This window comes from Bacillus sp. VA15 (assembly GCF_055721145.1).
On sequence record NZ_JBVQPQ010000006.1, the window covers coordinates 119485 to 141424 of the forward strand.

Here is a 21940-nt window from a genome sequence, read left to right on the forward strand (position 1 = left end):
TTTTTCCTATAAAACAAGCGCCGCAACCCAGCCAAAGATGATAAGCGGGATATTATAAAATAAAAATGTCGGCACACAAGTATCCCAAATGTGGTGATGCTGGCCGTCTGCACTTAAACCTGAAGTCGGCCCAAGTGTGCTGTCGCTGGCAGGTGAACCGGCATCGCCAAGCGCAGCAGCCGCTCCGATAATCGCAACCGTTGCCATTGGGCTGAATCCGAGCTGCATGCAAAGAGGCACAAAGATCGTTGTGATCACTGGAATCGTCGCAAAAGAAGATCCGATTCCCATTGTAATGAACAAGCCGACAATAAGCATCAGCAATGCGCCCACTAACTGACTGTGCCCCATAATGCCAGCTGCTGTTTTAACCAGTGACTCGACATCTCCGGTTTTCGTCAATACATTTGAAAATCCGGCTGCAACGAGCATGACAAAACCGATAAAGGCCATTAAAACCATTCCGTCAGTAATCAGTGAGTCCGCTTCATCACGCTTCATCACACCGCTGACAAACAGGATAATCAGACCTGCCAGCGCTCCCATAATCATCCCTTCTACTCCCAATGTCTGAGATAAGTAGAGCTGGACGCCGAGTGACACTGCGATGGCAAGCACCGCGATAGCCAGGCTTTTTTTCGTATATGGAGAAGCATTCGCACCAGATATTTCTTTTGTTTCGTATGTTTTCGGTTTACGAAACACGATGATTGATAAAATCAGACCTACAACCATACCCGCAACCGGGATCATTAAGGCGTAAGGAATATCACCGAGAGATACGTTTAATCCGGCATCCGCCATATTGTCCTTCAGCATCCCCTGGAAGATTTGGCCGAAACCAACCGGCACTAAAATATAAGGTGCCGTTAAACCGAATGTAATCACACACGCGATCAGACGGCGGTCCATTTCAAGTTCATTAAAGATTTTCAAAAGAGGCGGAATCAGCACCGGGATAAATGCGATGTGAACCGGAACCACGTTTTGCGAAAAACAAGATATGATTAAAATAATAAGCACAATCAGCACTTTGGACAGTGCTTTTTTGCGGGTGTCTTCTTTATTTCCGATTAATTTAACGGAGGCTTCCACCATTGCGTCCGGAAGACCCGTTTTCGTTAAAGCCGCAGCAAACGCGCCAAGCATGGCATAGCTGACTGCAACGGTAGCATTTCCGCCAAGCCCGTCCGTAAAAGCTTTAACCGTTTCGCCAAGCCCGAGTCCGCCTGTTAACCCGCCGGCCAATGCACCTATAATTAATGCGATAACAATATTAACACGCAGCAAGCTTAAAACAAGCATAAGCAGCACTGCGATGACGACTGCATTCATGATAACCCTCCAAAAAATCCTTTAGTTTGCTAATGTAGTAGATAAATAAAGTACGAACGTATCTTATCATAACCGATGCACTTTAGTCAACTAAAGATTTTAGAAGAAAAAATCCCCGCTGCATTCCGCAGCAGGGATGTCACATTATTCGCTTTTATCTTCTTCCAATGTAAATCGTTCCGCAAGTGTGGCAAGTGTTCTGGCCATTACGCCGGTAGCCCCGGACGGCCCGAAGCAGGTTGCTTTATTGGAAATAGCTGTGCCCGCAATATCAAGATGAACCCAAGGCGTTGTTTCAGCAAATTCACCAAGAAACGTTCCTGCCATAATCGCATGTCCTTCACGTCCCGGCGAATTGCTGAGATCCGCCATTTGGCTGCTTTTCACACGCTTTTTATCCTTCTCTGTTATCGGCAGCTGCCAGATCGCCTCGCCGCACTCTTGTGCAGCATCAGCTACCTGCTGATAAAAGCTTTGATCATTTGTCATAGCGCCAGTCGTTTCTGTTCCTAATGCCACAACGACGCCGCCGGTAAGCGTAGCCACATCAACAAGAACTGACGCGCCATGCTGTTTCGCGTATGTAATGCCATCTGCTAGTACAAGCCTTCCTTCAGCATCCGTATTGAGGATTTCAATTGTTTTTCCGCTTAATGATACGATGACATCATCAGGCTTCATCGCCCCGCCGGAGATCATATTATCGGTTGACGGAATAACAGCCAGCACGTTTTGCTCGGGACGAAGCTCTCCGATGGTTTCCATAGCACCGAGAACTGCAGCTGCTCCTCCCATATCAGATTTCATGCCGACAATTCCAGATTTCGTTTTAATGGAATAGCCGCCTGTGTCAAAGGTAATCCCTTTTCCGACAAGTCCGACGACGTCTTCCCAATCCTTTTTGCCCTGGTACTTCAAAACAATCATTTTTGGGGGTTCGGTCGAGCCTTGGTTTACTGCAAGTATCCCGCCCATACCGAGCTCTTCCATCTCTGATTTCTCTAATATCTCACACTCAAAATCATATTTCGCCGCAAGCTCTTCTGCATAAGAAGCGAGGTCAGTCGCTGTCAGCATGTTTCCCGGCATATTTACAAGCGTTCTAGCCGAATTTGCCCCTTGCCCGTATGCCTGGCCGACGCGAAGTCCCGCCTGCACTTCTTGTATATCTTCATCTGTGACGGCATACACAGCTTCAATTTGTTTGTCAGGCTCATTTGATTTGTGCTTATAATCCTGCACCTCATAGGACGCAAGCAGGCAGCTCTCAGCTAAAGCATGAGCGGCATCGGCTGGAGGTACGTCTTCCGAAATAAACGTGTCAAGCAGGACTGCTGCTTCTTGTTTTCGGTCATTGTGAATGGCTTGAAAAACATGGGCAAAACGTTCCTTCGCCTGTTCAAACGAATAATTTGCTTCTCTCCCCAGACCAACGAAATAAATCCGTTTCATACCCGCAGAAGATGGAGGGAATACTTTTGATACTTGATTCGGTTTCGAAGAGACATCACCATCTTTTAAAAGCTGTGTCAGATGGCCTTCCAGCATTTCATCAATTTCCAATGCTTTGCCTGTCAACTGGCTTTTTTGAAAAAGCCCGACCACAAGGGTTTCTGTATGCTCTAATTGCTGAACCGCATAAAACATGAGGCTTACACTCCTAACGTAATGGGTATTTGTAATGAACAATGGTATAATAGGAAAAACATTCTTTCCATTACACTTATTTTATCAAACAACAGTCTAAGACTTGCTTTTTTCTTTTGAAACACGAAGGATTTTTTAAATAGAAAGGATGTCGCCTATGGAACTTTTAACGAATTTCCCTTTATTATCAAGCCTGGCCGCGATTATTTTTGCTCAGGTCATCAAAGTGCCCATTCAGTTTATCGTGTCCAGAAAACTGGACTGGTCGCTGGTCACAAGCACAGGCGGCATGCCGAGCTCTCACTCCGCGGCGGTCACCGCACTTTCTACAGGCATCGCTTTGGATCATGGTTTAGGCTCCTCTCTCTTTGCGGTTTCCGCCATTTTCGCCGTCATTACCATGTTTGACGCTACTGGTGTCAGGCGTCACGCCGGTGAGCAGGCAACAGTCATCAATAAGCTTGTCATTGATTTTAACCGCTTCGTAAATGAAGCAAAGGACTTCCCGAAGGCTGAAAATAAAGAAAAGCAAAAAAAGCTGAAAGAGCTTCTCGGACATCAGCCAATCGAGGTTTTTTTCGGAGGCTTAACAGGTATTTTACTAACATTGATACTCGCTTACTTTTTCATGTAAAAAACGCTCCAGCCATGGCTGGAGCGCTCAGATTGTTGACAAAATCCTAAAACGATTTAAGTTTTAGGATTTTGTCATCTTTTCAGCGTGATTGAAAACCCTTGAAGTCTAGGAAGGGCGAGCATCGGAGCACAGCGAATGTTCTAATTCGTGAGCACCGACGCACAGGCCTGACAACGAATGCGAGGGTTTGTCAACACGCTGAACGCTCCTGCTTCCGCTGGAGCGTTTTATTCTTTTACAGTTTTATATTGATTTCTGAACACCTGCAAAGATTTTGTTTCATTGAGCTTCTCAAGCTCATCCTCGGTGACCTTTCCCGTTCCCTTTTTAATCACATATACATCAAGGGTTTTTTTGCCCCACTCATTGTACACATCTTTGACGGTATCAAAGTACAGATCAAGGCGGTTTCCCTTAATAGCTGATCCTGTGTCGGCCACAACTCCGAGACCGTAGTTCGGAATGAATAAAATCGTGCCGATCGGAAAAACGGACGGATCAGCAGCAACCGTGGAGTATAAATCCCGTTTCACTTTCACACCTGAATATGTAAGCCCGTATAATGGATCGCCGGGCTTTTTTCCCGTCGATTCAACTCCTGCTGTGTAGCCTGTTGCTGTTACTCTTTGGACCGGATACTCGTCCCAGTCAAATGCTTCTTCTAACGGTTTTGTTTTATCCTTGTCCGCTGACATGGTTTGTGTTTTTTTCTGCTGCAATGCTTTTAATGTCAGTCCTGCATGCTTCAAGTGCTTTTCTTGATGTTCCTGCACCCATTTTGACAAGTCCTTCGCTTCGATTCCTGACACTGATAAAAATGTCGTGCCAAATGCAAGCAGAAATAAACAGGTCATCAGCAAACGTCTGATCATATTCAACATCATTCACCTCTCCTCCGAATCATTGTTCCCAATTGGAGAGAGCAATATTCAAAATGGCGAATGATCAGAAAGCACAAAAAAAGCTTTCTTTAGAAGAAAGCGGCATTTAAAACATTTGATATCCTCTTTTTCTGAGCATGTTGATCGCTATACCGGACACGATGGCGCCAGCCAAACCGCTGGCTAAAATCAGCACATCAGCAGCCGCTAATGATACGATACGATGAAACAGGCCAGCAAAGGATTCTCCCGGCGACTGGATATAGCTGACCAGCCTTTCCTTGCTAATAATGAAAAGGCATACAATCGGATAAATCACAGCCATAATCCAAGACATTCTCAGCAGCATGTTTAATAAGAAACCGATTCCAAAAAACAAGACAAAAAATAAAACAATTGAGATGATTACGACTGGCAGACTAATCAACCTATCCCACCCCCTGCGTTATTTTTAGTGTAACGCGGGGGCTGAAATAAAGTCAACGGCTGGAAAAAGAATGATTGTCTTTTCCTGTCCCCTGGCAAGACGGACAAGTTTCTGAACCACCGAGGATCAATTGAAAATACCCTTTCCCTGAGCAAAATGGGCATGCATGTGAAGCGGTTGTCGTTGCAGTTTTCACCTGATCATCACCCTTTTTTCTTAATTTTCTGATAATATATCATATCATACTGTCAACAATAAAGTCAGACCATGTGACAAATCTTTTGATGTAAGCGGAAACATACTTGTTTTCCTCACGTTATCTTTTTATTTTAGCGTTTTTTAATAAAGAAAACCCGCTTCCGCGGGTTTTTAGAAAAACTTGAACTTGCCTTTTTTTAGCGTCAGTCCGAGTCCGCCGATCAAAAACAGCGAGCGGTTATCGATGACTTTTTTCATAAACGAAGCCGGTGTGCCTTTCAGCTTTCTGCCATAAACGACCCCTACCGCGTTATGTTCGCCAAGAGAAGCCACCGTTCCTTTAATGTCCGGCTTGAATTCCTCAAGCTCTCCGCCTTTAATGAGCCTGCCAAGATTCTTAGCAACCGTTATTCCCTGCTGCATCGCAATTTGCGCCGTCGGCGGATACGGGCGCTCCGTATCTTCATTCATAAATAGCGAGCTGTCACCGAGAATGAAGACGTTGTCATGTCCGGGTGCGCGAAGGTCAGGATTGACTTTGACCCGGCCGCGCATATTTTCAAAACCGGCTTCCTCCACAATCGGATGGCCGCGGACACCTGCTGCCCATACAACGGTTTGCGATTTGATTTGCTCTGGTTCTTCATCTTTTTTCCCGACTCTGACTCCTTCCGGTGTACATTCTTGTACAGCCGTGCCGATCTTGAACTCAACTCCATTTTCCTCTAGATAATGTACGGCGTAATCAACAAGCTCAGGATCAAAGCCAGGCAAAACGGTCGGCGCTGCTTCTACACAAATAATGCGGACGAGACCCCTATCAACGTCATACTCCTTGCAGAGCTCAGGCACGCGGGCTGCCAGCTCGCCGAGAAATTCAATTCCCGTAAATCCGGCTCCGCCTACAACGATCGTTAACCTGTCCGGCCGTTTTTCCGCTTCCGTATGATAAGTCGCAAACTGCAGCTCAATATGTTCCCGCAGCAGACGCGACGTGTTGATGTTGGCAATCGGAAACGCATATTCTTTCAAACCTTTAATACCGAACGTTTCGGGCACCGCGCCGAGACCGATGACTAAATAATCGTACTGCAGCTCTCCATTCGCAAGCACAACTTTTTTCTCATCAGTTTTGATTGCCTTTACGGTATCCTGTACAAAATTGACCCGCGACTGGTTGATTACATCTTTTATCTGATAACGGCAGCGGTCATGATGGAGCGTACCCGCGCTCGCTTCATGCATCCATGTCGTTTCATAATGATAATTGTGTTTATTCACAAGCGTAATATCAGCATCATTCGGCCCGACAAACTTTGTCAGCCTAGTTACCGTCATCAATCCGCCATATCCTGCACCTAAAATCACGATTTTGGGCTTATTCAATGCCATCACATCCACCTTCTCTTTTTTTGCTTTTGTTAGACGCATAATAAAAACATCATTTGTGTTAGCTTCAGCTTATTGGCGGGATTTTATGAAATATATTGAAAAGTTTTTTGTGAAGTCCTCACGCATAGCACTACTATCATATTTATCCGGCTGGCCCAGGAAACATTCAGAAAAAGATCAAATCATTTGGTTATCATCGTATCGGCCTGCGGAAATATTTTCAAGAATGGATGCGCACGCGATACACTCACGATTTTTTCTGCTGACTCGTCAATTTGAACGGCAATATGGTATAATTAATAACAATTTTCATTTAGGAGGCATTTTTCGTATGCGAGAGGATACAAAGGTTTATGATATTACAATTATAGGCGGGGGACCGGTCGGCTTATTCACCGCTTTTTACGGAGGCATGAGACAGGCAAGCGTCAAAATTATCGAAAGCCTGCCTCAGCTCGGCGGACAGCTTAGCGCCCTATACCCTGAGAAATATATATACGATGTAGCGGGATTCCCGAAAATCCGCGCACAAGAGCTTATCAATAACCTAAAAGAGCAAATGGCGAAATTCGACCAAACCATTTGTCTGGAGCAAGCGGTTGAATCTGTTGAAAAACAAGCGGACGGCGTGTTTAAGCTTGTGACAAATGAAGAAACTCACTATTCTAAAACAGTCATCATCACTGCAGGAAACGGCGCATTCAAACCGAGAAAGCTGGAACTTGAAAATGCCGAGCAGTATGAAGGCAAAAACCTTCACTACTTCGTTGACGATTTGCAAAAATTCGCCGGCAGACGCGTTGCGATCCTTGGCGGAGGAGATTCAGCGGTTGACTGGGCGCTTATGCTTGAGCCGATCGCAAAAGAAGTATCCATCATTCACCGCCGCGATAAGTTCCGCGCGCACGAGCACAGTGTGGAAAACCTTCATGCGTCGAAGGTTAATGTCCTGACACCATTCGTCCCTGCGGAGCTGATCGGGGAAGACAAAATTGAACAGCTTGTGCTTGAAGAAGTCAAAGGCGATCGCAAAGAGATTTTAGAAATCGATGACTTAATCGTCAACTACGGTTTCGTTTCATCTCTTGGCCCGATCAAAAACTGGGGTCTGGACATCGAGAAAAATTCTATTGTTGTCAAATCAACAATGGAAACAAACATCGAAGGCTTCTTTGCCGCAGGTGACATTTGCACATACGAAGGAAAAGTCAACCTGATCGCAAGCGGCTTCGGCGAGGCACCGACAGCAGTGAACAACGCCAAAGCTTACATGGATCCGAAAGCCCGCGTACAGCCTCTTCACTCAACAAGTCTTTTTGAAAATAAGTAATAAAAAAAGGAGTTTGTGTCAGCGACACAGCTCCTTTTTTATTTGAAGATATTTATATAATTCATCGCAGTTCCAATAACCAGCGCAATCACAAGTGCTGCGACGATCCAGATCATTGTCATGATAATGCGGTCTTGGATCTTTTGGGACTTCGGTGTTTTTCCTTCGTTTTGAGTCATTTGATTCGCTCCTTTCACATGTCCATCTCATAAAGAAAGCCTGGTGCTGAACGACCAAGCTTTGCTGAACGTATATCATTCGCGTTTTAATCCGCTCTCTAAGACTTTTCGTTAAGACTATGATACCCAAACTCACCGAGCATGACAAGCTTCGACACTTGAACGTACATGCCAGCAAATAAAAACGTTTGACATCCTAAATAAAACAGAGTACATTATAGAAGGCGAACATTTCATAATTTATTGTTTTAAATATTCGTTTTTAGGAGTGAAAAACATGGAAAACGTATTTGATTACGAAGATATTCAGCTAATTCCTGCAAAATGCATTGTAAACAGCCGTTCAGAATGTGATACATCCGTACGTTTAGGCGAACGTACATTTAAATTGCCCGTCGTTCCTGCCAATATGCAGACGATTATAGATGAAAAGCTAGCAATTCAATTAGCCGAAAATGGCTACTTTTATGTGATGCACCGATTTGAACCTGAAACACGAATTGATTTTATTAAAGATATGAACGCACGCGGATTATTCTCTTCTATCAGCGTGGGCGTCAAAGAAGAGGAATATGAATTTGTCTGCCAGCTGGCAGAAGAAAATCTGACTCCTGAATACGTGACAATAGACATTGCCCACGGGCACTCAAATGCTGTCATTGAAATGATTCAGCACCTAAAAAAACATTTGCCGGACAGCTTTGTTATTGCTGGCAATGTCGGAACGCCGGAAGCGGTCAGAGAACTTGAAAATGCTGGAGCGGATGCCACTAAGGTCGGCATCGGACCGGGAAAAGTATGTATTACGAAAATCAAAACCGGCTTCGGCACAGGGGGCTGGCAATTAGCGGCACTGCGCTGGTGTGCCAAAGCTGCCAGCAAACCGATTATCGCGGATGGCGGCATCCGTACACATGGAGACATCGCAAAATCAATCAGATTCGGCGCAACGATGGTCATGATCGGTTCACTATTTGCCGGGCACGAAGAATCACCAGGCCAAACGATCGAAAAAGACGGAAAGCTCTACAAAGAGTACTTCGGCTCAGCCTCTGAATTCCAAAAAGGCGAAAAGAAAAATGTAGAAGGCAAGAAAATGCACGTGGCACATAAAGGCTCAATTAAGGATACGCTGATTGAAATGGAACAGGATCTGCAATCTTCTATTTCTTATGCAGGCGGAACGAAACTTGACGCCATCCGCAATGTGGATTATGTGATTGTGAAGAATTCGATTTTTAATGGGGATAAGTATTAAAAATAAAAAACGCCAAGTCATCGGTTCTCCGCTTGAGTTGGCGTTTTCTGCTACTTCTTCAGCAAAGTAAGCTTATATTTGCTTTTTGAATTTATTTTCCATCAGTTCTGCCATTTGTTTTGCATTTGGATTTTCTTCATTTTGTAACTGTTCAATGATGTTCATATAATCCGTTTCATTTCGGTTCTGGCTTAATTTATATGCTGCTTGAATGTCTTCCACCTTAATCTTAAATCCAACGATACCTTTCAATTCACTTTCTAAGAGTTTTGGAGAAAGTTTATCCCATAAAACAGGATTTTTACGATGTTTTTCGTATTTCTCCAGCATCATTGTTAATTCTTCTACTAATTCATCTTTCTCTAGGATACTTGCTTTTCCATACATGTGAACAGCCTGATAATTCCACGTCGGAACATTTTCACGCGAATACCAGGAAGAAGAAATATAAGCGTGCGGTCCCTGGAACATGACAAGCACTTTTTCACAGGCTTCAAACGTTCTCCACTGAGAATTTCCATAAGCAAAATGCCCAGTAATATAGTAATGATCGCCTTTTTTATTGAATCCTAACGGCAAATGAGTGGCAATTGGTTTTCCTTGTTCTGTTGTGACAATCGTACCAAAGGAGTTTTCTTGTACAAAATTCCAAATTTCTTCCGCATTTGTGACCTTAAAATATTTTGGAATATACATCATCATCCATCCTTCGAAAAAAGTTATATGAGTGTTTTGGCCATAATAAAGTCCGTTTGTTCTTCATCTCCCATATAAAAAGAGTGGGCCCCAGTTTGAACAAACCCCATTTTCTTATAAAACGCAATGGCATTTTCATTTCTTTCCCATACACCTAGCCAGATTTTCTTTTTATTACGTTCTATAGCAATTTCTATAGCTTTATTCAGCAGATATTGACCAAGCCCATGTTTTTGAAATTTGTTCTTTATATAAACTCTCTCGATTTCAAGTGATTCATCACCCATTTTTTCAGACTGAGCATCATCGGTGTTGACCTTTAAATATCCAGCGACTTCATGATTAAAATAAACAAAAAAGAACTGTGAAGACGTATTGGATAATTCCTTTTCCAACTGTTTAGCGTTAAATGCACTTTCCAAATAGGCTTTCATATTTTCAGGTGAATTCTGATCTTTAAATGTATCGTTGAATGTTTCAATACTAAGTTCTTGGAGTATTTTTAAATCTTCACGGCTGCACTTTTTTATATTTATCGTCATTTAAAAATGTCGCTCCTTTATATAATCAATAGTTTCTCGTGTTTACTAAATTTCCAGTCCTTTTCTATTTATAAATGAAAATACATTTTTCCTTTCTCTGTTGTAAAAAGTTTTTTTATAGTACGAGATGCTTTTGTTCGATCTACTAATATCATTTCGGCTAACTTTTCTTGATACTCTTGGGTTTGCACATATTCTGACAAGGTACAGACACTGCCCTTGCTACCACTCCCTTTCACGAAGAATCTCTCTCACCATCAACTCCTCAAACGTGTATTTTGTTGTAAATGCAATAAAAGTACCATGCGTTAAATATAACTCAACTTTGTTGCATTTACAATAAAAATACAGATGAAGGAGGTCGAGTTAAAGTAAAATTTATCTGCTGAAACTCTCATAACTCTTGATCGTTCTGATTTTACGCCATAATAAAAAACGCTTTCCTTAACGATGGTTTATCGCTAAGAAAAGCGTCATGAACAATCTTACGGTTAATCGTGGAATGCAATCACGCAATCCTCCGAAACAGGTGAGATGATCAATTCATATCTCGAAATATCGGGTAGCGCCTAGCACTCTTCAGGCGTACCTGTATTCGTCGCTGTTCTAAAAGAAGAACCGCAGCCGCATGAAGCGATGGCGTTTGGATTGTCGATAGTGAAGCCTCCGCCGAGCATGGATTGCTTATAATCAATCACGGTACCGTTCATGATATCAAGGCTTTCCTTGTCAACAAGAACAGTAATGCCGTGCTGATCAAACATGCTGTCTGATTCGCCCTTTTCATGCTCAAAGCCCATGCCGTAAGAAAGGCCGCTACAGCCGCCGCCTTTGACGCCGACACGCAGAAACGCATTTTCTTCTTCATGCTCTTTCATCATATCTTTTATATGCAAAGCTGCTGCTTCTGTAATTGTTACCGGGTTGCTCATCTTTGTGAACCTCCTTTTAAAAACCGGATGTTGTCTTTTATTATAAACATGATTGGTCCAATTCTCAAACAAGGTGTTTTACAAGAAATAGACACCCTCACAAACGGTCTCTGCCGGCCCTGTCATCATCACATGGCCGTTGTCTTTCCAGTTAATCACCAAATCTCCGCCTGCTAAATGCACCGTAATGTCCTGATTTCGTTTTGATACGCCGTTTAACACAGATGCGACGGCTGCTGCACAAGCTCCTGTCCCGCATGCCTGAGTTATGCCTGATCCCCGTTCCCAGACGCGGAAATGCAGTTCATGTTCATTCACGGTTTCGACGAATTCCACATTGACGCCTTCCGGAAATCTCGGATCTTTCTCAATCACCGGCCCCAGTGTCGTCAAGGGTGCCTGTTCAATGTCAGCGATCGGAAAAACGATATGGGGATTTCCCATTGAAACAGCAGTGCCTGTTAGTTCAGCTTCACCAAATGTCATGGTTTCATTGATCGTGTGCTCTTCTCCGCCGCCAAGCATCGGAAGTTCGGCTTTTGTCAGGCGCGGTTCACCCATATCGACAGTGACCACATTTACTTTTCCGTTTTCAACTTGAACCTCCGCTTTCACAAGCCCGGAGAGGGTTTCAATCAGAAAAGATGTTTCCTCAACCAGCTTATGCTCATACGCATATTTTGCGACGCAGCGCAGGCCGTTGCCGCAGTTTTTCCCTTCAGACCCATCATTATTAAAAATGCGCATTTTGACAGGCGCTTGATCTGAAGGGCATATTAGGATCATTCCGTCGGAACCGATCCCTGTATAAACAGAAGAAACCTGAACTGCAATCTCAGACAGTTTTTCTTCCGGAAGCTGTTCTTCAAATTGATTCACATAGATATAGCTGTTTCCCAGGCCGTGCATTTTGGTAAATCGAAATGAGTTCATAGGTGCCTCCAACTTTTTTTCTTTTTCTTAGTATAAAAGCTATTATAAACGGACACAATACAATTATCCCCCGTTTTTCATACATAAAAGCTCCTTGCACTGTCGCAAGGAGCTTTTATTGTTTATATAAACATGCCGGCAATGGCTGCGCTAAGCAGATTGGCTAATGTTCCCGCAAGAACAGCCTTCAAGCCGAGGCGTGCGATATCCGAACGGCGGCTAGGTGCTAAACCGCCAAGTGTACCGAGCATAATTGCAATTGACGAAAAATTGGCGAATCCGCATAACGCGAAACTGATAATGGTAGCGGTTTTCTTAGAAAACTCGCCGATGTGCGGACCGAAGTTAGAATAAGCGACAAACTCATTCAACACCAATTTCTGGCCGATATAGCTTCCCGCCTGCAACGCTTCATGCCATGGCACGCCAATCAAAAAGGCGATTGGGGAAAACACATAACCGAGAATGGATTCTAATGTGACGCCTTTTAAACCGACCAAGCCGAAAACTCCGCCGAGAATACCATTTACTACGGCGATTAATGCAACGAACGCAAGCAGCATCGCTCCAACGTTTAAGGCAATTTGCAGACCTGTTGACGCTCCCTTTGCAGCTGCGTCAATGACATTGGCTGCGCCTGCGCCTTCGCCTTCATCCATATTAAAATCGCTTTTTACGGTTTGCGGCTTTTCCGTTTCGGGAATAATCAGTTTACCAAAGACAAGACCCGCTGGAGCAGCCATAAAGCTGGCCGCAAGCAGGTATTCAATCGGAATGCCGAGAAGCGCGTACCCAAACAAGGTAGAACCCGCAACAGCCGATAGACCGCTCGTCATAATCGTGAATAATTCAGAGCGCGTCAGCCCGGCTATCAGGGGTTTGATCACTAACGGAGATTCTGATTGTCCTACAAAAATATTAGCAGCAGCCGCAAGAGATTCCGTTTGGCTTGTCCCAAGGAGCTTTGACAATCCGCCGCCAATGACACGGAATATGAGCTGCATAATTTTCAAATGATATAAAACTGCAATCAGTGCTGAGAAGAAAATGATAACAGGCAGTACACTTAATGCAAATGCCGGACTGTCGCCGACTTTCAGAAGCGGTCCAAAAATAAAGCTGATGCCTTCATTCGCATAATCAATCAGAAGCTGTACACGGCTTGAAAACCATAAAAAAACAGCGCGTCCCGCTTCCCATTTCAACACGATGTATCCAAACGCCACCTGTGTACATAAACCAACGATGACGGTTCTTATCTTAATATTGCTTTTCTTTTCTGAAAATAAAAACGCGATAGCAATGATCGCAACTGCGCCGAGCAGTCCCCACAGAACACTCATGAATACACCTACACCTCTTAAAATTTTATTTAAAAAAATATCTTTTATACGATAACAATAATATTTTTTGATGTCTACACATTTTTTAGTTCTTTTGGACGACAAAATAAAAAAGGGCCTGTCCCAGGCCCTTTTCTTTTAAAACATTGGATTTTCTTCAATAAATGTATATATATTCTCAACAAGCTCAGCAGGCGTTTCACCCATGACAACTTCTCCGTTTACAAGAGCGAAAAGCGACTCCATGCATGTCCCGCAGTAGCTTAAACAGCCGTATTCAAGGACATCCAGGTTTGGATCCTTCTCCAAAATCGCCCGGGCTTCCTGAGAGCCGTGAGCCAGATTGCTAACACAAAATTCAATCATTGGATTCATGCGGTTTCACCTCACATATGTCCATTATCGCGAATTTTTCACCATTCGTCAAAGACAACGGATTGTTCAAAATTTATTATCGTAACATATCATTACTCGAATAACGTTTTACTAATTTGTACTTTCAGGCTAATTTGTAGGTTATTTTCAAACTATTATTGTGATTTTAGATCAAATTCGATATAATTCTAGATGTTATTTTACATAGTTCGTATTTTCTTCAATGTGTCTATCATACTCTTCGGATTAAAGGGGAATTCAAATGAAAAAATTGGTCTTGATCGGCGGAGGTTACGGGAACATGCGTGTTCTTCATCGCTTATTGCCAAACCAGCTGCCTGATGATGTTTCAATCACGTTAATTGACAGAAATCCTTATCACTGCTTGAAAACAGAATATTATGCCCTTGCCGCAGGCACAATTTCTGACCATCATATCAGAGTGTCATTCCCAGAGCACCCTCGCCTGGATGTCCAATATGGTGATATCTCATCAATTGATATTGCACAAAAACAAGTGCTGTTCCAAGATCGTGAACCGATTTCTTACGATGACGCTGTAATCGGGCTCGGCTGCGAGGATAAATATCACAACGTGCCGGGAGCGCCTGAATTCACCTACAGCATTCAAACCATCGACCAGTCCCGCGAAACCTATCAAAAGCTGAATAACCTGAGCGCTAATGCCACTGTCGCCATTGTCGGAGCGGGCTTAAGCGGCGTTGAGCTTGCAAGTGAACTGAGAGAAAGCCGTGATGACCTGAACATCATTCTGTTCGACCGCGGTAATCTCATTTTATCAAGCTTTCCCGAGCGTTTGAGCAAATATGTGCAAAATTGGTTCGAAGAGCACGGTGTCCGCATTATTAACAGGGCAAATATCACAAAAGTTGAAGAAGGCATTGTGTATAACCACGATGAACCGATTTCTGCAGACGCCATCGTGTGGACAGCCGGCATACAGCCGAACAAAGTCGTCAGAGACTTAGATGTGGAAAAGGACGCACAAGGGCGTATCGTATTAACGCCTCATCACAATCTTCCTGGTGATGAACATCTGTACGTTGTCGGCGATTGCGCCAGCCTCCCTCATGCACCGAGCGCCCAGCTGGCAGAGGCTCAAGCAGAGCAGATTGTCCAAATCTTGCAAAAACGCTGGAATGGAGAAGCCCTTCCAGAATCAATGCCGCAGTTTAAGCTGAAAGGCGTCCTCGGTTCACTCGGAAAAAAAGCCGGCTTCGGTCTTGTTGCTGACCGCCCGCTGATCGGCCGTGTTCCGCGCATGTTGAAATCCGGCTTGCTGTGGATGTACAAACACCATAACGGTTAATGATAGAGAAGAACCGCTGATCATTTCAGCGGTTTAAATGATTACAAACGGCTAAAACGGTTTTAGTTTTAGCCGTTTTCATCTTTTCAGCGTGTTTGAAAACCCTTGAAGTCTAGGAAAGGCGAGCATTGGAGCGGAGCGAATGTTTTAATTCGTGAGCACCAACGCACAGGCTTGACAACGAATGCGAGGGTTTGTCCACACGCTGGAACCGCTGATCATGTCAGCGGTTTTCTGTATACCCATGCTTCTCCATTTCCTCATAAACGTCTTTTAATTTCGGATTGCCTTCACCAACAATTTTGTCTTCTACAAGAACAAGCGGATAAAAATACTCGTCATTTCTGATTTTTTCCGCAAGCTCTTTTGCAAGTTCATTGTCAGGCGGCTCATAAATATCGATGTATTGCATCGCAAAAGGCTGATTTGGATATTTTCTTTTCAGCGCAGCCTCAAGCCACTCGTATGTATCCTTGGCCGTCGGCATATTGACACAGCTTGCACAAACGGTTTCTGCCCCGTACACGCTGAGCACGACAGGTTTTGTCACTGGAAACGCCTCCTTCCCCCTATGTATGTCCTTTCTTTCAGTATACAGAGCCAAAAGACGTTTTTATAGAAAAAAACCGTTTTTGTGTTCAAGTCTTAATGTGCTATAATAGGGAAAGCAACTTTGCAAACCAAACAATAGATTTTTATTGTTACACTGAATATAATGGTTTTATGATGACGAAAGGAGCGAATGTCATGACTGAAGTTGAAATGAAAGAACAGGTGCAGGAAGTACTGGACAAACTTCGTCCGTTTTTACTTCGTGACGGCGGTGACTGTGAGCTTGTAGACGTAGATGAAGGTATCGTTAAGCTTCGTCTTCTAGGCGCATGCGGCAGCTGCCCAAGTTCAACAATTACGCTGAAAGCCGGAATTGAACGCGCTCTTCTTGAAGAAGTGCCGGGTGTCGTTGAAGTAGAACAAGTCTTTTAATAAAGCAGCCAGGCTGATCGTTAATCAGCCTGGCTTTTTTATTAGAGATATTGATCAAACCATGAGCTTATATAATTCAGGCGCTTGATCCGCTGTACCGGGTGTCCGCTGCGTGACAAATTGTGCGACGCTTTCGGAAAACGGACAAGCATCGTTTCCTTGCCCATTTTTTTCAGAGCAATAAATAGCTGCTCCGCCTGCTCGATCGGGCACCGGTCATCTCGCTCGCCATGCAGAATCAAAAGCGGTGTCTCCACGTTTGCTGCGTATTTTAAAGGGGAACGGTCCCAGAGCTTTTCTGTGTCTGCAAACATGTCATGCTCTAGCTGCCAGTCTGTAAAGAAATAGCCGATATCACTGACGCCATGAAAGCTGATCCAGTTTGAAATCGAGCGCTGGGTGACAGCGGCTTTAAAGCGGTTCGTCTGTCCAACGATCCAGTTGGTCATAAATCCTCCATAACTTCCGCCCGTGACACCGAGCCGCTTAGGATCAATCTGCGGATCTCGTTTGATAGCCTCATCCACAGCCTGCATCACATCCTCATAATCCTTTCCTCCATAATCTCCTCTGACGGCATTCACAAATTCCTGCCCGTAACCGTGGCTTCCTCTCGGATTGACATAAACCACTGCGTATCCTTTCGCCGCCAGCACTTGAAATTCATGAAAATATGTATGCCCGTACATCATGTGCGGACCGCCGTGTATGTTGAGAATAAGAGGATATGAGGTTTCACCTTCCGCCTGTGCAGGCTTCATCAGCCAGCCGTTCACCGTCACGCCGTCTTCTGTGACATATTGAATATCTTCAGGTATTGAAATCGTATGCTCGCCGACAAACTTGTCATTCGCGCCAGTCAGCCGTTTCTCTTCCTGCCCAAGCGGGAGGCTGTAAAGCTCGCTCGGTCTGTCCGGCTTTGTCACACTGGCAATAAAGTGTTGTTCGTCAGGTGAAATGGAAAAACTATTGATGTACTCTTTTTCGAGACGAATCGGATACACAAGGCCTTCAATCGAAATATAATAGATTCCCGTACTGCCTTGATCTGTGCCGATGACATAAAACCCATGGCTGTCTTTCGTCCAAACCGGGCGCTGTTCGGCACCTCCGATCAGTGAATCTCCAATGAGCGCATCCGCTAAATGAACGTCAAGCATTTCAGTCAGACATGTAAGGTTGTCTTGTTCGATATCATAGAGCCACGCCTTTTCGAACGTTGCATTCTGATATTCCTTTTCATGTCCAAGCAAAGCAAGATACCTTCCGTCCGGTGAAAATGAGCTTGGTCCGAATGAGCCGCGATGAGACGTAATCTGCTTGAGATCTCCAGTATCCAGCGACATCATGCAGACATCGTGCGGCTTGCTGGCATCGTCCGTTTCAGTCAAATTAGCTGAGAAAACAAGCGATTTGCCGTCAGGAGAAAAAGCAGGGTCGCCATGATCGGCTTTGTGATTTGTCAGCTGCTTCACCTTACCAGACTTCACGCTGACAAGCACAAGCTGGGCATACGCACCTCTCGTCAGCCCTTTGCCGTCCCGTTTATAGGCTAGACCTTGAACTTCAACAGGTTCAAAGCTGTCCGGCTCCGTTTTCTCTCGATCATTAATACTTTCTCCCTCTCCTAAACTGACAGTAACAAGCACCGATTCGCCATCCGGGGACCATATTGGCTTTGACACGCCATACGGGATATCAGTCAGTTTTCTTGCTTCCCCGCCTTCAGCACTTATGATATACAGCTGTGCTGCATCGCCTTCACGATCAGAAATAAAGGCAAGCGTGCGCCCGTCCGGAGACCATCTTGGGTCCGTGCACCGCTTTTCTCCTTGTGTCCAAGGAACAGACCTGCCTGTTTTCGTTTCATAGATCCATATATTTGATGTATACGAATCTTTCTCTTGATTCACTTGTGACTGGACATATGCGGCACGGATGCCATCTGGGGCGTATTGAGGATCGGTTACAGAGACAATCGCTGTGATGTCTTCTGCGGTTATCAGCTTTTTCATGTTCATCTCCTCCTTTTAACAACTATTTCGTTTTTCTAAATAAAAACTCCTTTATCTCCAGCAGAAAAAAAGCGCCCTCCGCTGATGCTGAGGGACGCTTGGCATGATCTATACACTTTTTACTTGGTATAAAGGATTTCGCTCTATTATACTTCCCTCTTTCGGAACGGTCAAAGCGTCGACTTCACAATGAGGGAAATGAAGCGCGAGCTGTTCTTTGAGCTCTTCTCCCTTTCCTTTTTCAGTCATAACAAGAATCGTCGGGCCTGCCCCGCTGAGAGCCGTTCCGTATGCGCCCTTCATCTCAGCGACATGTTCTACTTTGGACAGCTCAGGCACAAGCATCGCCCGGTACGGCTGGTGGAACATATCCTTCTTCATGATTTTCCCGACGAGCGGCCAATCCTTAGACATGATCGCAGCAATGAGGATATTGCTGATGGCACTTGCCTTTACGGCATCGGCATATGGAAATTCCTTCGGAAGCACGTCTCTTGCGTCTCTTGTCAGCACTTCGTAAAAAGGAATGACAACGACAACATCAATGTCAGCATCCGGGACGCGGATCATTTGTGTCTCGTCATCTTCATGCAGGCCAATGACAAGTCCGCCAACGAGAGAAGCGCCCGCATTATCCGGGTGTCCTTCTTCAAGGCTGGCTACATGCAGCTTGTCCGCTTCAGAGAGCTTTAAGCCGCATAATTCATCAGCCAGTTCAACGGCCGCTACAATCGCCGCGGCGCTGCTGCCAAGGCCGCGTGCGAGCGGAATGTCGCTCCACACTTTCACATGGACAGGCGGCATTTCTTTACCGTATAAATCTGCTGTCCGTTTTGCCACTTGATAGATCAGATTATCTGTACCCGCCGGAATTCCGGCGACTGTTTCTGTTTCAGCTTCAAAAGACCACTTGTCGCTTTCAAAGACGGTCAGCTTCAAATATCTGCTGAGCGCCATTCCAACTGAATCGAAGCCGGGGCCTAGGTTAGCCGTGCTTCCGGGAACAGTGACAGTGAACAGCATGTCGGCTTCGTTCATACACGGGCCGCTCCTTTTACATATTCAAGGATGCTGTCTTCATTCGTCGGCAATGTGACCGGCTTGATTTCTGAAATGTCGACTGCTGTATTCGGATCTTTCAGCCCGTTTCCTGTTAACACAGCGACGACCTTGCTGCCTTTCGGAATTTCTCCGGATTTCACCTGTTTCAGAACGCCAGCAATGGAAGCGCAGGATCCCGGTTCTGCAAACACGCCTTCTTCACGGGCGATCAGCTGATACGCGTGAAGGATTTCATCATCAGTGACTTCGTCAATTTTCCCGTTGGATTCCTCAGCTGCCTTTACAGCTTTGTCCCAGCTTGCCGGGTTTCCGATACGAATGGCTGTTGCTATTGTTTCCGGATTTTCAATTACTTCATTGCGAACGATTGCCGCCGAGCCTTCCGCTTCAAATCCGCGCATTTTCGGAAGGCCTGTGCCGTTTTTCTCATGATATTCCTTGAAGCCCTTCCAATACGCTGAGATATTGCCTGCGTTTCCGACCGGGATCGCTAAAACATCCGGTGCTTCGCCCAGCTGCTCGCACACTTCAAAGGCAGCTGTTTTTTGGCCTTCAAGGCGGTAAGGGTTGACTGAGTTGACAAGAGCAATCGGTGATTTCTCACAGATGGAACGGACAATTTTAAGCGCATCGTCAAAGTTTCCGTCAATTGCTATAATATCGGCTCCATACATGACAGCTTGAGCAAGTTTTCCAAACGCAATTTTTCCGTTCGGGATGATGACGATGCATTTCATGTTGGCGCGGGCTGCATAAGCGGCCGCAGCAGCGGACGTGTTTCCTGTTGACGCGCACATAATCGTATCGTTGCCTTCTTCTTTTGCTTTCGCCACTGCCATGACCATTCCGCGGTCTTTAAATGATCCCGTAGGATTGACACCTTCTGTTTTGACATGAAGCTCAATTCCGAGCTGCTCAGACAGCTTCGGCAGATGGATAAGAGGTGTATTTCCTTCATGTAAAGTAAGCGCCGGTGTTTGATCTGTTACAGGTAAAAAATCTTTATATTGATGGATAAGTCCTTTCCACATTAGCTCCAACCGTTCCCTTCTACACGATATGTGCTTTTGACTTCTTGAACGACTTCCAAATCATTTAGGTTTTGCAGAATATCACTGAAATCAGCTTCTGATGTATGGTGTGTCACAATCACGATTTCTGCCAACTCATCATGGTCTTTAATCGGCAGCTGAAGGATTTTTTCAAAGCTCACGCCCCGCTCTGAGAACACAGACGTAATTTTCGAGAATGAACCGACCTCATCTTTTACATGAATTCTTAAAAATTGCTGTGCGTAAATGTCAGACGGCGACTTCATGTTTTTCTCATATTGCGGCCCAACAAAGCTGTTGCCGGTTACGCCGAGCCTCATATTTTTCATGACCGCGACAAGGTCAGAAACAACGGATGTCGCAGTCGGCATGCTCCCGGCTCCAGGCCCGTAGAACATCGTCTCACCAACAGCCTCTCCGTATACGTAAACGGCGTTAAACTCATTATGCACAGCAGAAAGCGGATGGTGGTCAGGAAGAAGTGTCGGCTGAACACTGACTTCAATTTTGCTGCCGTCACGCTGTGCAATCCCAATCAGTTTCATCGTATAGCCGAGACGTTTGCTGAAGCTGATGTCCTCGTCTGTAATTTGGGAGATCCCCTTTACTTTGACGTCTTCCAAATCTACATTCATCGAGAAGCCGAGGCGCGCCAATATCGCCATTTTCCGTGCGGCGTCAAGCCCTTCCACGTCTGAAGTCGGATCTGCTTCGGCAAAGCCAAGATCTTGCGCTTCTTTGAGCACTTCCTCGTATGGGCTTTTTTCTTTGATCATTTTTGTTAAGATAAAGTTCGTTGTTCCGTTCACGATCCCCATCATCTTTGTAATCCGGTCTGATGAGAGGCCTTCCTCTAACGTGCGCAGAATCGGAATCCCGCCGGCAACACTGGCTTCAAAGTAGATATCGCAGCCATTTTCCTTCGCTTCAGCAAGCAGCTCGGAACCGTACACAGCCATTAAATCCTTGTTTGCTGTGACAACATGCTTTTTCGATCTCAGCGCGTCGACCAAATATTGTTTTGTCTGCTCAACTCCGCCGATCACCTCGATGACGACATCAACATCTGGATCATCGATGACATCATACACTTCTGTCGTGAGCACTTCCTTCGGCAAATCTACTTCTCTCTTTTTCTCTAGATCTTTTACAAGCACTTTTTTTATCGTAATCGGACAGCCGACCTGATGCATCAGCTTATCCTGATGGTCTTGAATAATTTTAACGACACCGCTTCCGACGGTACCTAAACCTAAAAGCCCTACACGAATTGCTTTCAAAAAAACTCCACCTTTCTTTTAATTGTCCTCTCGAAAAAGACAATTGTTAACTCAACACAGACATATAAGTTACAAACATTATATAAGCCCACTCCTGTTTTGACAAGACAGT

The 21940-nt window shown here is 44.9% G+C and carries 23 protein-coding genes and 1 pseudogene; 5 read left to right on the top strand and 19 right to left on the bottom strand.

Annotated features, from left to right (window positions below; genetic code table 11):
• Positions 1 to 6: 6 nt before the first annotated feature.
• Together AC0DBE_RS15770 and AC0DBE_RS15775 are read right to left on the bottom strand one after the other, a co-directional pair.
• Positions 7 to 1335 carry a Na+/H+ antiporter family protein gene (locus tag AC0DBE_RS15770; protein ID WP_014115016.1) on the bottom strand — a complete coding sequence of 443 codons (1329 nt, stop codon included), beginning with the start codon at positions 1333 to 1335 and terminating at the stop codon, positions 7 to 9.
• Positions 1336 to 1479: 144 nt separating this feature from the next.
• Complete coding sequence (locus AC0DBE_RS15775; protein ID WP_472962825.1) at positions 1480 to 2982, bottom strand: leucyl aminopeptidase; 1503 nt, start codon at positions 2980 to 2982, stop codon at positions 1480 to 1482.
• 157 nt (positions 2983 to 3139) lie between these two features.
• Between AC0DBE_RS15775 and AC0DBE_RS15780 the strand changes: the two genes are divergently transcribed.
• Positions 3140 to 3616, top strand: a complete 477-nt coding sequence (locus AC0DBE_RS15780; protein ID WP_014115018.1) for a divergent PAP2 family protein — start codon at positions 3140 to 3142, stop codon at positions 3614 to 3616.
• Positions 3617 to 3846: 230 nt separating this feature from the next.
• Here AC0DBE_RS15780 and spsC read toward each other — a convergent pair whose 3' ends face one another.
• The 4 genes from spsC to AC0DBE_RS15800 all read right to left on the bottom strand — a co-directional run bounded on the left by spsC (position 3847) and on the right by AC0DBE_RS15800 (position 6517).
• Positions 3847 to 4503: a stationary phase survival protein SpsC gene (gene spsC / locus AC0DBE_RS15785; RefSeq protein WP_072182286.1), complete on the bottom strand. Its 657-nt coding sequence runs from the start codon at positions 4501 to 4503 to the stop codon at positions 3847 to 3849.
• A 103-nt stretch (positions 4504 to 4606) separates the two neighbouring features.
• A complete protein-coding gene (locus AC0DBE_RS15790) occupies positions 4607 to 4927 on the bottom strand; it encodes a YuiB family protein (protein ID WP_014115020.1) in 321 nt (106 codons plus the stop codon).
• 52 nt (positions 4928 to 4979) lie between these two features.
• Positions 4980 to 5123 carry a YuiA family protein gene (locus AC0DBE_RS15795; RefSeq protein ID WP_003220621.1) on the bottom strand — a complete coding sequence of 48 codons (144 nt, stop codon included), beginning with the start codon at positions 5121 to 5123 and terminating at the stop codon, positions 4980 to 4982.
• A 173-nt stretch (positions 5124 to 5296) separates the two neighbouring features.
• Positions 5297 to 6517: an NAD(P)/FAD-dependent oxidoreductase gene (locus tag AC0DBE_RS15800; RefSeq protein WP_041521058.1), complete on the bottom strand. Its 1221-nt coding sequence runs from the start codon at positions 6515 to 6517 to the stop codon at positions 5297 to 5299.
• A 331-nt stretch (positions 6518 to 6848) separates the two neighbouring features.
• Here AC0DBE_RS15800 and yumC point away from each other — a divergent pair, with 331 nt between their 5' ends.
• Positions 6849 to 7847 carry a ferredoxin--NADP reductase 2 gene (yumC, locus tag AC0DBE_RS15805; protein WP_003220618.1) on the top strand — a complete coding sequence of 333 codons (999 nt, stop codon included), beginning with the start codon at positions 6849 to 6851 and terminating at the stop codon, positions 7845 to 7847.
• Positions 7848 to 7885: 38 nt separating this feature from the next.
• Here yumC and AC0DBE_RS15810 read toward each other — a convergent pair whose 3' ends face one another.
• A complete protein-coding gene (locus tag AC0DBE_RS15810) occupies positions 7886 to 8026 on the bottom strand; it encodes a hypothetical protein (protein ID WP_003220614.1) in 141 nt (46 codons plus the stop codon).
• A gap of 277 nt (positions 8027 to 8303) precedes the next feature.
• On the opposite strand from AC0DBE_RS15810, the gene guaC reads away from it, so the two are divergent.
• Positions 8304 to 9284, top strand: coding sequence for a GMP reductase (guaC, locus tag AC0DBE_RS15815; RefSeq protein WP_014115023.1), 981 nt, complete (start codon positions 8304 to 8306; stop codon positions 9282 to 9284).
• Positions 9285 to 9356: 72 nt separating this feature from the next.
• On the opposite strand, the gene paiB is transcribed toward guaC, so the two are convergent.
• The 7 genes and pseudogenes from paiB to AC0DBE_RS15850 form a co-directional block, all read right to left on the bottom strand.
• Positions 9357 to 9980 (bottom strand): protease synthase/sporulation negative transcriptional regulator PaiB, encoded by a 624-nt coding sequence (paiB, locus tag AC0DBE_RS15820; protein ID WP_472962830.1) that lies wholly within the window; start codon positions 9978 to 9980, stop codon positions 9357 to 9359.
• Between the two features lie 23 nt (positions 9981 to 10003).
• Positions 10004 to 10522, bottom strand: coding sequence for a spermidine/spermine N(1)-acetyltransferase (paiA, locus tag AC0DBE_RS15825; RefSeq protein WP_472962831.1), 519 nt, complete (start codon positions 10520 to 10522; stop codon positions 10004 to 10006).
• Positions 10523 to 10599: 77 nt separating this feature from the next.
• Positions 10600 to 10744 (bottom strand): annotated as a pseudogene (locus tag AC0DBE_RS15830) (MarR family transcriptional regulator); the annotation flags it as partial.
• A gap of 347 nt (positions 10745 to 11091) precedes the next feature.
• The gene (locus AC0DBE_RS15835) at positions 11092 to 11454 is read right to left on the bottom strand and encodes a HesB/IscA family protein (RefSeq protein WP_003222918.1); all 363 of its coding nucleotides are present in this window, start codon (positions 11452 to 11454) and stop codon (positions 11092 to 11094) included.
• A 78-nt stretch (positions 11455 to 11532) separates the two neighbouring features.
• Positions 11533 to 12387 (bottom strand): diaminopimelate epimerase, encoded by an 855-nt coding sequence (gene dapF / locus AC0DBE_RS15840; protein WP_061188017.1) that lies wholly within the window; start codon positions 12385 to 12387, stop codon positions 11533 to 11535.
• A 122-nt stretch (positions 12388 to 12509) separates the two neighbouring features.
• Positions 12510 to 13730, bottom strand: a complete 1221-nt coding sequence (locus tag AC0DBE_RS15845; RefSeq protein WP_472962834.1) for a NupC/NupG family nucleoside CNT transporter — start codon at positions 13728 to 13730, stop codon at positions 12510 to 12512.
• A gap of 138 nt (positions 13731 to 13868) precedes the next feature.
• The gene (locus AC0DBE_RS15850) at positions 13869 to 14105 is read right to left on the bottom strand and encodes a YuzB family protein (protein WP_003222913.1); all 237 of its coding nucleotides are present in this window, start codon (positions 14103 to 14105) and stop codon (positions 13869 to 13871) included.
• A gap of 262 nt (positions 14106 to 14367) precedes the next feature.
• Between AC0DBE_RS15850 and AC0DBE_RS15855 the strand changes: the two genes are divergently transcribed.
• Complete coding sequence (locus AC0DBE_RS15855; protein ID WP_061188016.1) at positions 14368 to 15435, top strand: NAD(P)/FAD-dependent oxidoreductase; 1068 nt, start codon at positions 14368 to 14370, stop codon at positions 15433 to 15435.
• Positions 15436 to 15658: 223 nt separating this feature from the next.
• Here the strand turns inward: AC0DBE_RS15855 and AC0DBE_RS15860 are convergent, their stop codons facing one another.
• A complete protein-coding gene (locus AC0DBE_RS15860; protein WP_072182293.1) occupies positions 15659 to 15985 on the bottom strand; it encodes a YuzD family protein in 327 nt (108 codons plus the stop codon).
• Between the two features lie 98 nt (positions 15986 to 16083).
• On the opposite strand from AC0DBE_RS15860, the gene AC0DBE_RS15865 reads away from it, so the two are divergent.
• Positions 16084 to 16419 (top strand): NifU family protein, encoded by a 336-nt coding sequence (locus AC0DBE_RS15865; protein WP_171017000.1) that lies wholly within the window; start codon positions 16084 to 16086, stop codon positions 16417 to 16419.
• 41 nt (positions 16420 to 16460) lie between these two features.
• Here AC0DBE_RS15865 and AC0DBE_RS15870 read toward each other — a convergent pair whose 3' ends face one another.
• From AC0DBE_RS15870 to AC0DBE_RS15885, 4 genes are all read right to left on the bottom strand, one after another.
• On the bottom strand, positions 16461 to 18434 hold the full coding sequence (locus AC0DBE_RS15870) for a S9 family peptidase (protein WP_472962838.1): 1974 nt from the start codon (positions 18432 to 18434) through the stop codon (positions 16461 to 16463).
• A gap of 108 nt (positions 18435 to 18542) precedes the next feature.
• Positions 18543 to 19472 carry a homoserine kinase gene (gene thrB / locus AC0DBE_RS15875; protein WP_072565215.1) on the bottom strand — a complete coding sequence of 310 codons (930 nt, stop codon included), beginning with the start codon at positions 19470 to 19472 and terminating at the stop codon, positions 18543 to 18545.
• Entirely contained in the window at positions 19469 to 20527 is a 1059-nt protein-coding gene (thrC, locus tag AC0DBE_RS15880; protein ID WP_061188082.1) for a threonine synthase, read from the bottom strand. The genes thrB and thrC overlap by 4 nt, the downstream gene beginning before the upstream one ends.
• Positions 20527 to 21828 (bottom strand): homoserine dehydrogenase, encoded by a 1302-nt coding sequence (locus AC0DBE_RS15885; RefSeq protein ID WP_061188012.1) that lies wholly within the window; start codon positions 21826 to 21828, stop codon positions 20527 to 20529. The genes thrC and AC0DBE_RS15885 overlap by 1 nt, the downstream gene beginning before the upstream one ends.
• Positions 21829 to 21940 lie beyond the last annotated feature (112 nt).